The sequence below is a fragment of the Aeromonas media genome, assembly GCF_020423125.1.
Taxonomy (GTDB): domain Bacteria; phylum Pseudomonadota; class Gammaproteobacteria; order Enterobacterales; family Aeromonadaceae; genus Aeromonas; species Aeromonas media.
Genome location: NZ_CP075564.1, coordinates 4,415,839 through 4,428,550, shown reverse-complemented (window position 1 = coordinate 4,428,550; position 12,712 = coordinate 4,415,839). Strand labels below are relative to the sequence as shown.

Annotated in this window: 12 protein-coding genes; 10 read left to right on the top strand and 2 right to left on the bottom strand. The window is 63.4% G+C overall.

Annotation, left to right across the window (positions count from 1 at the left end; all coding sequences use genetic code 11):
- Positions 1–42: 42 nt before the first annotated feature.
- On the bottom strand, positions 43–1,566 hold the full coding sequence (norR, locus tag KI797_RS20480; RefSeq protein WP_264160718.1) for a nitric oxide reductase transcriptional regulator NorR: 1,524 nt from the start codon (positions 1,564–1,566) through the stop codon (positions 43–45).
- 171 nt (positions 1,567–1,737) lie between these two features.
- On the opposite strand from norR, the gene norV reads away from it, so the two are divergent.
- From norV to KI797_RS20430, 10 genes are all read left to right on the top strand, one after another.
- On the top strand, positions 1,738–3,219 hold the full coding sequence (gene norV / locus KI797_RS20475) for an anaerobic nitric oxide reductase flavorubredoxin (RefSeq protein ID WP_005330034.1): 1,482 nt from the start codon (positions 1,738–1,740) through the stop codon (positions 3,217–3,219).
- Positions 3,216–4,382 carry an NADH:flavorubredoxin reductase NorW gene (gene norW, locus KI797_RS20470; protein WP_226170843.1) on the top strand — a complete coding sequence of 389 codons (1,167 nt, stop codon included), beginning with the start codon at positions 3,216–3,218 and terminating at the stop codon, positions 4,380–4,382. The genes norV and norW overlap by 4 nt, the downstream gene beginning before the upstream one ends.
- A gap of 51 nt (positions 4,383–4,433) precedes the next feature.
- Complete coding sequence (locus KI797_RS20465) at positions 4,434–4,775, top strand: DUF1971 domain-containing protein (protein WP_226170841.1); 342 nt, start codon at positions 4,434–4,436, stop codon at positions 4,773–4,775.
- A gap of 115 nt (positions 4,776–4,890) precedes the next feature.
- On the top strand, positions 4,891–6,108 hold the full coding sequence (locus KI797_RS20460; protein ID WP_226170839.1) for a 4Fe-4S binding protein: 1,218 nt from the start codon (positions 4,891–4,893) through the stop codon (positions 6,106–6,108).
- 133 nt (positions 6,109–6,241) lie between these two features.
- Positions 6,242–6,325: a tryptophanase leader peptide gene (gene tnaC, locus KI797_RS21175; RefSeq protein WP_404801086.1), complete on the top strand. Its 84-nt coding sequence runs from the start codon at positions 6,242–6,244 to the stop codon at positions 6,323–6,325.
- 201 nt (positions 6,326–6,526) lie between these two features.
- The gene (gene tnaA / locus KI797_RS20450; protein WP_226170837.1) at positions 6,527–7,993 is read left to right on the top strand and encodes a tryptophanase; all 1,467 of its coding nucleotides are present in this window, start codon (positions 6,527–6,529) and stop codon (positions 7,991–7,993) included.
- A gap of 70 nt (positions 7,994–8,063) precedes the next feature.
- Positions 8,064–9,278, top strand: coding sequence for an aromatic amino acid transporter (locus tag KI797_RS20445; protein ID WP_226170836.1), 1,215 nt, complete (start codon positions 8,064–8,066; stop codon positions 9,276–9,278).
- Positions 9,279–9,516: 238 nt separating this feature from the next.
- On the top strand, positions 9,517–10,734 hold the full coding sequence (locus tag KI797_RS20440) for an aromatic amino acid transporter (RefSeq protein ID WP_226170834.1): 1,218 nt from the start codon (positions 9,517–9,519) through the stop codon (positions 10,732–10,734).
- Positions 10,735–10,894: 160 nt separating this feature from the next.
- Positions 10,895–11,275 (top strand): amino acid-binding protein, encoded by a 381-nt coding sequence (locus tag KI797_RS20435; RefSeq protein ID WP_226170833.1) that lies wholly within the window; start codon positions 10,895–10,897, stop codon positions 11,273–11,275.
- Positions 11,276–11,299: 24 nt separating this feature from the next.
- On the top strand, positions 11,300–11,980 hold the full coding sequence (locus tag KI797_RS20430; protein WP_226170832.1) for an ArsR/SmtB family transcription factor: 681 nt from the start codon (positions 11,300–11,302) through the stop codon (positions 11,978–11,980).
- A 177-nt stretch (positions 11,981–12,157) separates the two neighbouring features.
- On the opposite strand, the gene KI797_RS20425 is transcribed toward KI797_RS20430, so the two are convergent.
- The gene (locus tag KI797_RS20425; protein WP_226170830.1) at positions 12,158–12,385 is read right to left on the bottom strand and encodes a putative periplasmic lipoprotein; all 228 of its coding nucleotides are present in this window, start codon (positions 12,383–12,385) and stop codon (positions 12,158–12,160) included.
- Positions 12,386–12,712 lie beyond the last annotated feature (327 nt).

The following is a 12,712-nucleotide window of genomic DNA, read 5'->3' as shown; positions in this document are numbered from 1 at the left end:
GGGGGTTTTTGTTTATGGGGCTCGGCTCAGTACCTCAGTGCCTCAGGGCTTGAGGCCGAGCCGTTTGGCGAGCCGGTGCAGGTTGCCGCCGTCCAGCTCCAGTGCCCGGGCGGTGGCGGCCCAGTTGCCCTGGTGGGCCGCCAGGGTCTGCTCGATCAGCGCGAGCTGGAAGGCGTCGGTGGCGGCCCGCAGGCCAGGGCCGCCGGGCAAGGGGGCAACTGGCGCGATGGCGGGGCTGGTGGAGGGGGGCAGAGGACCGGCCGCCAGGTTGAAGTGATGGCTGGCAAGGGTCGGGGCCTGGCTGCCCTGTTCGGCCCGGGCCAGCACGGCGGCGCGGTGGATGGCGTGCTCCAGCTCGCGCACGTTGCCCGGCCAGTCGTGGCGTTCGAGCAGTTGCAGTACACCGGGCTGGATGCGCAGCCGCTCCAGCCCCAGGCTGACCCGGCAGCGTTCGCAAAAATAGCCGGCCAGCAAGGGGATGTCGCCGGGGCGCTCGCGCAGCGCCGGGGCCTGGATCGGGAACACGCTCAACCGGTGGTAGAGATCGGCCCTGAACTGCCCCTCCACCACCGCCTGCTTCAGATCCCGGTTGGTGGCGGCCAGGATGCGCACGTTGACCTTGAGGGGGGTGTCGTCACCGATGCGTTGCAGATCGCCGTATTGCAGCACCCGCAGCAGCTTGGCCTGCAGCGGCAGAGAGAGCTCGCCGATCTCGTCGAGAAACAGGGTGCCCTTGTCCGCCAGCTCGAACTTGCCCGCCCTGTGGTGAATGGCGCCGGTGAAGGCCCCCTTCACGTGGCCGAACAGCTCGCTCTCCGCCACCGATTCCGGCAGGGCGGCGCAGTTGAGATAGACAAGGGGCGCCTTGGCTCGGGGTGAACCCTGATGCACCGCCTTGGCGATCAGCTCCTTGCCGACCCCGGTCTCCCCCAAAATCAGCACGTTCAGCTCCGAGCTCGCCACCACATCTATCTCGTGGCGCAGCCGTGCCATGGCGGGGGAGCGGCCTATCATCTCCGGCTGGCCCTCGGCATGGGGGGTCGAGGCGAGCGGCTCGCTGCTCTGGCGGGCGAGCCGCTCCAGCAGCAGGGCGTTGCTGAGGGCGGCGGCGGCCAGGGCGCCCACCAGCCGCAGCTCCTCGTCGCTGATGCCGTCGAACTGGGCCGGATTCATGCCGTCTATGGTCAGGGCGCCGATCAGCGTCTGATCCGAGAAGAGCGGCAGGCCGACGCAGGCGTGCACCTTGAAGTCGTCGTGATCCGGCAGCAGGCCGTCATAGGGGTCGGGCAGGCTGCTGTCGGCGGGGAAGCGCACCACGTCGCCGGCGCGGGCGATGGCCTCCATGCGCGGGTGATCCCGCAAGGCGAAGCGGCGACCCAGCACGTCCTGCATCAGGCCGTCGATGGCCAGTGGAATGAACTGGCCCCCCTCGTAGCGCAGCAGGGCCGAGGCGTCCGAGTGCAGCAGGCTGCGCACGCTCTGGATCAGGCGGTGGAATCTGTCCTGATGGGAGATGCCGAGTTGCAGGTCGAGGGCGATGCGCGCCAGGCGGTCGGTCGAGATCACGATGATTGTCCAAATGACAGTTTGTTTGTGAATATGACTATATAGAGTGGTTGTCCAAATGACAATTTTGGTTTTTTGTTCCAATTAAAAACAATGGGTTACGAGTTGGCACGTCCGCTGCAATAGGGAATTCAGTTACACATTCACTATTGCCTGCTGAGGAACTGCCTGATGAGCATTCACGTCAAAAACAACATCCACTGGGTCGGCCAACGGGACTGGGAGGTACGCGACTTCCACGGTACCGAGTACAAGACCCACAAGGGCACCAGCTACAACAGCTACCTCATCCGCGAAGGGAAGAACGTGCTGATCGACACCGTCGATCACAAGTTCAGCCGCGAGTTCGTGCAGAACCTGGCGGCAGAGATCGATCTCGCCTCCATCGACTATGTGGTGATCAACCACGCCGAGGAGGATCACGCCGGCGCCCTGACCGAGCTGATGGCCCGCATCCCCGGCACCCCCATCTACTGCACCCACAACGCCATCGACTCCATCACCGGCCACCACCACCATCCGGAGTGGAACTTCCAGCCGGTCAAGACCGGCGACAGCCTGGATATCGGCAACGGCAAGCAGCTGGTATTCATCGAGACCCCCATGCTGCACTGGCCCGACAGCATGATGACCTATATGACCGAGGATGCGGTGCTGTTCTCCAACGACGCCTTCGGCCAGCACTACTGCGACGAACACCTGTTCAACGACGAGGTGGATCAGACCGAGTTGATGGAGCAGTGCCAGCGTTACTACGCCAACATCCTCACCCCCTTCAGCCCGCTGGTGACCGCCAAGATCAAGGAAGTGCTCGGCTTCAACCTGCCGGTGAGCATGGTGGCCACCTCCCACGGCATCGTCTGGCGCGAGGATCCCACCCAGATCATCCTCAAATACCTGGAGTGGGCCGATCACTATCAGGAGGATCGCATCACCCTGTTCTACGACTCCATGTCCAACAATACCCGCATGATGGCCGACGCCATCGCCCAGGGCATCCACGAGGTGGATCCGGGCGTGGCGGTGAAGATCTTCAACGTGGCACGCCACGACAAGAACGAGATCCTGACCCAGGTGTTCCGCTCCAAGGGGATACTGGTGGGCTCCTCCACCATGAACAACGTCATGATGCCCAAGGTGGCTGGCATGCTGGAGGAGATTACCGGCCTGCGTTTTCGCAACAAGCGCGCCGCCGCTTTCGGCAGCTACGGCTGGACCGGCGGCGCGGTGGATCGCATCCAGACCCGGCTGATGGACGCGGGCTTTGACATCAGCCTCTCCCTCAAGGCCAAGTGGCGCCCGGATGGTTCGGCGCTGGCCGAGTGTCGCGAGCACGGTCGCCAGCTCGCCCGTCAGTGGGCACTGCATCCGCTTGAGGCATCCCGCCCGATCACCACAACCCAGACGGCGGTGACGCCTGCCCCGGTGATCGCCAAGGCGCCGCAAGCCGCACCGGCCGCCGGTGAATGGGACGACGACCAGCCCATGCTCTGCACCGTCTGCCAGTGGGTCTATGACCCGGCTCTCGGCGAGCCGGATCAGTTGGTGGCACCTGGCACCCCCTGGGCCCAGGTACCTGACAGCTTCCTCTGCCCGGGCTGCGGCATCGGCAAGGAGGTATTTGAACCCTGTGGGGCGGAGGCCTGTGTATGAATGCAGCAACCCTGAGTGACGCCGGTGCCAGCCGGGAGATAGTGGTGATCGGCAGCGGCTTTGCCGCCCAGCAGCTGGTCAAGAGTTTGCGCAAGCTGGATGGGGAGCAGCCCATCCGCCTCATCACCGCCGACAGCGGTGACGAGTACAACAAGCCGGACTTGAGCCACGTGGTGAGCCGGGGCTGCGCCGCCGCGGCCATGACCCGCCAGAGCGGCAGCGACTTTGCCGAGCAGCAGCGCATCGCGCTGCTGCCCCACTGCTCTGTGCTGGGTATAGATCCCGCCCGGCGCACCCTGTTGACCTCGCAGGGCAGCTTCCCCTATGGCCAGCTGGTGCTGGCTACCGGCGCCAGCGCGGCGCGCCCCGAGATACCGGGCAGCGAGCATCTGGTGACCCTCAACAGCCAGCAGGAGTACGCCGCCGCCGAGGGGCTGATCCAGCAGGCCAGGCGCATCATGATATTGGGGGCCGGGCTGATTGGCTGCGAGCTGGCGATGGACATGGCGAGCGACGGCCGCGAGGTGACCCTGCTGGATCTGGCGGGCAGCCCGCTGAGCGCCCTGCTGCCCGCCACCCTGACCCAGCCGCTGCAACAGGCGCTGCGCTGCCAGGGCGTCAGCCTGCAATTCGGGACGGGTCTCGCCAGCGTGGACGCCCAGCCCGGTGACGGCTGGCGCGTCACCCTGACCGATGGCCGCACCAGCGAGCAGGATCTGGTGATCGCCGCCATCGGCCTTACGCCCAATATGGCCCTGGCCCGGGGGGCCGGGCTGGAGGTGGGGCGCGGCATCCTGGTCGACGACAACTTGCAGACCAGCGATCCCCATATCTTCGCACTGGGTGATTGCGTGCAGTGGCGGGGTCAGCTGCTCCCCTTCCTGCAACCAATAGTGCTGGGGGCCAATGCGCTGGCGCGCACTCTGCTCGGCACCCCGACCCCGCTGACCCTGCCCCCCATGCTGGTGAAGGTGAAGACGCCGCGCTACCCGCTGCAGCTGGCGGGCCGCACCAAGGGCGAGGATCTCGCCTGGCAGTGCCGCTGGAACAGCCACGGCATGGTGGCCGAGGCGCGCGACGAAGCTGGCGAGCTGTGCGGCTTCGTGGTGGGGGGCGATCAGATGAGCGCCGCCTTCCCGCTGCTGCGCCAGCTGCCCCGTTGATCCATCGATAACGCCAGGCCGGGTTGACCCGGCCATCTGAGGAGAATGTCTATGTCACTGCACCTTATTCCCGCCCACTGGGTGGTGCGTCGTTCCACCCCCTTCTTCACTCGTGACAACGTGCCCCAGGCCCTGCTCAGCCACCACAACACCGCGGCCGGGGTGTTCGGTCAGCTCTGCGTGATGGAGGGCACCGTCACCTACCACGGCTTTGCCGACGAGCAGGCCGAACAGCCTGAGATAAGCCTGGTGATCCATGCAGGCCAGTTTGCCACCAGCCCGCCCCAGTACTGGCACAGGGTCGAGCTGTCGGAGGATGCCCGCTTCAACATCCACTTCTGGGCCGAGCAGGCAGAATCCGATCAGCCGCTGGTCAGCAGCCGCAAAGGGTGAGCGCCGGTGGGAGCCATCCTGATGAATGGCCCCTCTGCCCATGCAGATCAAAATAATCAACTCAGATGTTCGTTATCCTGCCCCCTTATCCGAATGAGTGCTATGAGGGAGATGCATGAGCCTGATTGAAGCGATGACCATGGTGGCTGGCCTGGCCTATCTGGTGCTGCTGGCGTGGCAGGCGCGATCGGGCTGGCAGTGGCGTCTTGCCCTCGGCCTGCTGGGCCTGATCTGGCTGGTGGTGGCGGACAGCCTGCTCTGGTTCGCGCTGGGGCTGGTGGTCGTCCCCCTCGCCCTGTGGCACAGATACCGACCGCTGCCGGCACTCGGCGGGATCAACAGCCAGTCGCTGCGGGCCTGGACTCGCCAGCTGCTGCTGCTCTGCTGGGGGCTGGTGACTGTGCAGTACGGCCTGCATATCTGGCAGCTGGAGCAGGGGATACCCCCCTGGCTGGTGCGTCCGGATGTGGTGGACGGCTTCCTGCCCATCGCCGGCGGGCTGGGGCTGCGGGCCTGGCTCGGACAGGGGCTGGTGGATCCGCACCATCCGGCGGCCACCATCACTGTGCTGGTGCTCTGCCTGTCGGCCCTGCTGCTGGGGCGGGCCTTCTGCGCCTGGTTCTGCCCCCTCGGGCTGGTGGGGGAGTGGCTGCACGGCCTGCGCAGTCGATGGCTGGCGGGGGAGTGGACGCCACCGCGCTGGCTCGATGTCGTGCTGCGTTCCCAGAAGTTTCTGGTGCTCGGTTTCCTGCTGTTTATCGTGCTGCTCGCGGTGCCAGGCGCCGCCCTGCCCGGCTACCTCGCCAGCCCCTACCATCAGGCGGCGGACATGAAGATGGGGGCCTTCTTCTTCAACCTGACCCTCATCTCCGGCCTCTGCCTTGGCTGGGTGCTGCTGCTCACCGTCACCTTCCGACAGGGATTCTGTCGCTACCTCTGCCCCTACGGCGCCTGGCTCTCTTTGCTCGGCCTGCTGACACCGCTGCGTATTCGCCGGGATCCGGCCCGCTGCCTGCGAAGTGCTGGCCACGACTGCGACAAGTGCAGCCGGGCCTGTCCTTCCCGCATCCAGGTACACCAGCTGATCGCGGTGCAGAGCCTCGAGTGCAGCAGCTGCCTGAGCTGCGTCGCCGCCTGCCCCAAAAGCGCCGATGCGCTGCACCTGGGCAGCAAGGCACGCAGGCTGGAGCCCCAGTGTCTGCTGGGTCTGCTCTGCCTGTTGCTGCTGGTGTTGCCGCTGCTCGCTTACGGCCTACTGGAGTTCTGGGTCAGCCAGACGCCGCTCGCCGACCGCTACGAGTTGCTGCAACGGCTGCCCTGGTTGAATCATTGAGCCGTCGGCGGGGGTGTATAAAAATCCCCCGCCAAACTGTTAGCGCCATCCCAAATTGCTCATGTCGCAATTGATCCTGGGGCGGGGCCCCCCATAATGGATTGCGTTATTGGTCGTTGTTAATTTCAACCAGATGAGCAACAACATGAATAGCATGATCACCTCACCCAAGTGGTTTACCCTGGATCATAAAATCGCGTTCTTCTTCCCGCTGTAATATCCCCCGCGGCGCTTGTGCATTTATCTGGATGCAACGAGTCCGTCTGAATTCCTGATCTGAAATAGTCTGCACTTTCGCTCGCCTTATTTATTGGCGAGGCGATGTCGTGCACCCGATCTCATTATTTGCCAGCTGCCAACCATTATTGATGGCGGGTGATGAGACTCATCCTGAATATTTAAAAAAGGGTGTCTATCCATGGAAAACTTCAAGCATCTTCCCGAACCGTTCCGCATTCGTGTCATCGAGCCAGTCAAGCGCACCACCCGTGCCTACCGGGAGGAGGCCATCATAAGGGCGGGCATGAACCCCTTCCTGCTGGATAGCGAAGACGTCTTCATCGACCTGCTGACCGACAGCGGCACCGGCGCCATCACCCAGGACATGCAGGCCGCCATGCTGCGTGGCGACGAGGCCTACAGCGGCAGCCGCAGCTACTACGCCCTGCAGCAGGCGGTGCAGGAGATCTTCGGTTATTCCCTCACCATCCCCACCCACCAGGGGCGCGGCGCAGAGCAGATCTACATCCCCGTGCTCATCAAGAAGCGGGAGCAGGAGAAGGGACTGGATCGCAAGAAGATGGTGGCGCTCTCCAACTACTTCTTCGACACCACCCAGGGCCACACCCAGATCAACTGCTGCGTGGCCAAGAACGTCTACACCAAGGAGGCGTTCGACACCTCTGTCACCGCCGACTTCAAGGGCAACTTCGATCTGGTCAAGCTGGAGGAGGCCATCCTGGAGGCGGGCCCGGCCAACGTGCCCTACATCGTCAGCACCATCACCTGCAACTCCGCCGGGGGCCAGCCGGTGTCGATTGCCAACCTCAAGGCGGTCTACGAGATAGCCCGGAAATACGACATCCCCGTCATCATGGATTCGGCCCGCTTCGCCGAGAACGCCTACTTCATCCAGCAGCGCGAGCCCGGCTATGCCGACTGGAGCATAGAGGCCATCACCATGGAGTCCTACAAGTACGCGGACGGCCTCGCCATGTCGGCGAAGAAGGATGCCATGGTGCAGATGGGGGGCCTGCTCTGCTTCAAGGACGACAGCATGCTGGATGTCTACACAGAGTGCCGCACCCTCTGCGTGGTGCAGGAGGGCTTCCCGACCTACGGGGGCCTGGAGGGGGGCGCCATGGAGCGGCTCGCGGTCGGGCTGCGGGACGGCATGCGCCAGGACTGGCTGGCCTACCGCATCGGCCAGGTGCAGTACCTGGTGGACGGCCTCGAGGCCATCGGCGTGGTGTGCCAGCAGGCGGGGGGCCACGCGGCCTTCGTGGATGCGGGCAAGCTGCTGCCCCACATCCCGGCGGATCAGTTCCCGGCCCACGCCCTGGCGTGCGAGCTCTACAAGGTGGCCGGTATCCGGGCGGTGGAGATAGGCTCATTGCTGCTGGGACGGGATCCCGCCACCGGCAAGCAGCACCCCTGCCCGGCGGAGCTGCTGCGCCTCACCATACCGCGCGCCACCTATACCCAGACCCACATGGACTTTGTCATCGAAGCCTTCGGCGAGGTGAAGAAGAACGCCAGGAACGTGAAGGGGCTCGACTTTATCTATGAGCCGGCGGTGCTGCGCCACTTCACCGCCAGATTGAAGGAGGTCGAGCCTCAGGGTCAGGCGGTCAGCAAGAAGAGTGAAAAATTAATAGAAGCATAACGAGTCAGGGGCACTTAATCAGGTGCCCCTTTTTTTTCACAGCTCTGTGAAATTTCGGGAGTGACAACACATGACATCGAAACCATCCGTGACGGGAGGGGCCTGCATTATTGCCAGCGTTTGTGTCGGCGCCGGCATGCTGGGGTTGCCGAGTGCGGGGGCGGGCGCCTGGACCAGCTGGTCCTCGCTGGCCATTATTCTCACCATGATCATCATGACGGTCTCCGGCTGGATGCTGCTGGAAGCCTTCAAACCCTATGAATTGACCGCCTCCTTCAATTCGGTGACCAAGGATCTGCTCGGTCACAAGATAAATATCTTCAACAATCTGACCGTCTATTTCGTCGGCGGCATTCTGCTGTATGCCTATATCACTTCCTCGGGTCTGATCCTGAGCGGCCTGCTCGGCATCAATAGCCAGCTGGCCTCGGTGCTGTTCGTGCTGGTGTTCTCCTGCTTCGTCTGGCATTCGACCCGGGCGGTGGATCGGATTTCGGTCGTCTTGATCGCCTTTATGGTGCTGAGCTTCGTGTTCGGGGTGTCGGGCCTTGCCGTCAACATAGACGCGACCATGCTGTTCCACTCCCTCACCGAGGAGCTGGGCCAGGCGCCCTATGCCCTGGCCATGCTGCCGGTGGCGCTCACCTCCTTCGGCTACCACCACTCGGTGGCGTCGATGCGGGCCTATTACGGCGAGGAGCAGAAGGCCAAGCAGGCGATCCTGGGGGGCACCCTGATCGCGCTGGCGCTCTACCTGCTGTGGCTGCTGAGCATCTTCGGCAACCTGCCTCGCAATGCCTTCGGCCCCATCATCGCCAAGGGGGGCGACGTCGATATGCTGCTCGGGGCGCTGGCCTCGGTGATCGAGTCCAAGCGGGTATCCAACGCCATCAACCTCTTCTCCATGGCGGCCATCCTCTCCTCCTTCATCGGGGTGGGCCTGGGGGTGTTCGACTATCTGGCGGATCTGTTCAAGTTCGACAACAGCCGCGCCGGTCGCGCCAAGTCCTGGGGCGTCACCTTCCTGCCTCCTCTGGTGCTCTCCCTGCTGTTCCCCTTCGGCTTCGTGGTGGCCATCGGCTATGCAGGGGCGGCGGCGACCGTCTGGGCCTGCATCATCCCCGCCCTGCTGGCGAAAAAATCCCGGGAGCTGGCGCCACAAGGGGGCGGCTTCAAGGCCCCCGGCGGTCAGCCCATGGTGGTGGCCGTCATCCTGTTCGGGGTGCTGACGGCCATCTTCCACCTGATGGCCATGGCAGGCATGTTGCCCATCTATACCGGTTGACCTCAGCCCTCCGGCAAGCCGACAGGGGGCGTCTGCGGGCGCCCCCTGTGGTGTCGGGTGCCTGAACCACCCCGAACAGGGGAGCAATGGCCCGAAATAGCCCCCATTTCCCATCAATTCGCCCCCGGATTTGATACCCGAAGGCATGAAGGGTAAAGTCCCCCCGCGCCAGCATTGGCGAACGCAGGAGAAGCACGGCGGCGCGCCGTGACCAGTCAACAATCCGTTTGGGGGAGTAATGGAACAGAAACCATCGTTGGTGGGCGGGGCATGCATCATTGCCGGCGTCTGTGTGGGAGCCGGTATGCTGGGACTGCCGAGTGCGGGCGCGGGTGCCTGGAGCCTCTGGTCCATGCTCGCGGTGGCGCTGACCATGGTGGTGATGACGGTCTCTGGCTGGATGCTGCTCGAATCCTACAAGGGCTATCCGCTGCGCGTCTCCTTCGATACCGTGACCCGGGATCTGCTGGGGAACAAGGTCAATGCCCTCAACAACCTCAGCGTCTATTTCGTCGGCGGCATACTGCTCTACGCCTACATCACCTCGGCCGGTCTCATCATAGATGGCATGACGGGGATGGGCAGCCACTGGGCTTCCGTGCTGTTCACCCTGGTTTTCTCGGTGCTGGTGTGGCACTCCACCCGGGCGGTGGATCGCATCTCCGTGCTGCTGGTGATCCTGATGGGGCTGAGCTTTGCCTTTGGCATCTCTGGTCTGTCGATGAACATCCGCCTGGACCTGCTGCTCGACAGAGTCGGCAGTGAGACCCACTACGCCCCCTATGCCCTGGTGATGCTGCCGGTGGCGCTCACCTCCTTCGGCTATCACCACTCTGTGTCGTCCATGCGGGCCTACTACGGCGAGGAGCGCCGCGCCAGCCGTGCCATCCTGGGAGGGACCGTCATCGCGCTGACCTTCTACCTCATCTGGCTGGTGAGCGTGTTCGGCAACCTGCCCCGCAGCGAGTTCGGCCCGGTGATCGAGCAGGGGGGCAACGTGGATGCCCTGCTCAAGGCCCTGGGCTCGGTGATCGAATCCAAGGCGGTGGCCAATGCCCTCAACGCCTTCTCCATGGCGGCCATTCTCTCCTCCTTCATCGGAGTGGGCCTGGGGGTGTTCGACTATCTGGCGGATCTGTTCAAGTTCGACAACAGCCGGGGCGGCCGCGCCAAATCCTGGGGCGTCACCTTCCTGCCGCCTCTGGTGCTCTCCCTGCTGTTCCCGTTCGGCTTCCTGATGGCTATCGGCTATGCGGGCGCCGTGGCCACCCTGTGGACCTGTATCATACCGCCGCTGCTGGCCTGGAAGGTGCGCAAGGCGGCGTCTGATGGCAGCACGGGCTTCCGCGCTCCCGGCGGTATCCTGATGATAGGGCTGGTGATCCTGTTCGGGGTGCTGACCGCCGCCTTCCACCTGCTCAACATGGCTGGGCTGCTGCCTGCCTATACCGGCTGATCGGCATCCCTTGCGGTCCGATGCAGAAAAAGCGGCGCCTTCGGGCGCCGTTTTGCTTGGGTCGTCACGGGCAGAAGGGGTGGACACTTCGCCCGTCATCGAAGCGTTGCCCCTGTCATGGCATTACTCTGCGGACTCGAGTCACCAAGGAGAAGCAGGGATGTACGATATTCACGTGATGCTGCCCGATAACCCGGGCACACTGGGGCAGTTCGGGATCTTGATGGGGCGGGCCGGTGTCAGCCTGGAGGGAGGTGGCATGTTCACCCTGGGGGGAGCAGGCCATGCCCACTTTCTGGTGGAAGATGGCGCCGCTGCGGCCCGGGCCGCCGAGCAAGGGGGGCTGAAGGTAGTAGCGGTGCGCGAGGTGCTGGTACGCCGCCTCAAGCAGGAGGTGCCGGGGCAGCTGGGGGCCATCTGCAGCGCCCTGGGGGAAGCCTCGGTCAACATCATCACCCTGTACAGCGACCATGCCAACCAGCTGATCCTGGTTACCGACGACATCGACAAGGCCAGCAGGGTCACGGCAGAGTGGCAATGACAGGGGCAAGCAGAGAGTAGCGAGATGAGCAAACAGGAGAGCCTGGAACAAGGCCTGGCGCAGGTGGCGGCCGCCATCGCCGATGGCAGCCGCGCCCGCATGTTGTGCGCCCTGATGGATGGGCGTGCCTGGACGGCGACCGAGCTGAGCCTGATGGCCGAGGTGTCGGCGTCAACCGCCAGCAGCCACCTGGCCCGGCTTCAGCAGCAGGGGCTCATGGCCTGCGTCCGGCAGGGCAAGCATCGCTACTACCGCATCGCGAGCCATGAGGTGGCGCTGGTGGTGGAGCAATTGATGGGGCTGGTGGACATGGGCACGGGGGCGCTCAGGAGCAAGACCCCGGAGCGGCTGCGCTTTGCCCGTAGCTGTTATGACCACCTGGCGGGCGAGCTGGGGGTGAGGCTTCATGACGGCCTGATGAGCCAAGGCTGGCTGGAGGCTGAGGGCTATGGGCTGACCCCGCAGGGGGAGCAGCATCTCGGTCAGCTTGGCATCGACTGCATGGCGACTGGCAAGCGCCCCTTTGCCTGCCACTGTCTCGACTGGAGCGAGCGACGCATGCATCTTGGCGGCCAGCTGGGTGCCCGCCTGCTCGATCATATGCTGGACAAGGGGTGGCTGATGCGCGTGCCGGAGAGCCGTGAACTGACCCTGACCCCCAAGGGGCAGCGGCAGTTGCAACGGCAGCTCGGCATCGTGCTTTGAGGCGCCATGGTCTTGCCGGGGGTATGGTGGCAACAGGGAGGTGAGAGTCGGGATCTCGGCCGCAGCTTGATTGATCACAGCCTCTTCATTGCGGCCTAAGGACAAAAAGCCCCAAACATGGTCATCATATGGGGCTTTTGATTTTGGGCAGATACTGTTTCAGGCGGTCATAGAGAGTTATTCCACCGGGGTCAGACGGAAGCCTTTGCCTTGCATGCACAGGTTGATCAGCTCGGCCTGCTCTTCGTCCTCTATCTTGTTGAGTTTGACCTGATATTGGCACTCGGATAAGGCATCTGTTCTCTGGGCTTCAGAGGCACCCGCTTTCGTATATTCACTGCTGGGAGTGGAGGTGCAAGCACTCAGTACCATAATGGTGCCAAGGAGGATAAGGTGACGTTTCATGAAAATGCCCTCTGCAGTGATGCATATTGAGTATGCTGCCAATATGTTGTTCTATCACTTGGCCTGGCAGCTATTCCGGTCAATCCAATGACAGATATTTCGCCATTATATAGACCCCTGGCTTTCAGATATTAACCGGGGCTGAATGAAGGTACAGAAAGCATTATTGCCTTGCCGTCCAATCCATCCCTTCCAAGACATAACCCATCGAAAGACACCTGCAGATCGGCATCTCTCCTCCCTGAATTGGTCTCTTAATTGGGGGTCTCTTAATTGGGACACCCACCTGATGGGAAATGGTAGGTAATCTGAAAGACCCATTCGTGT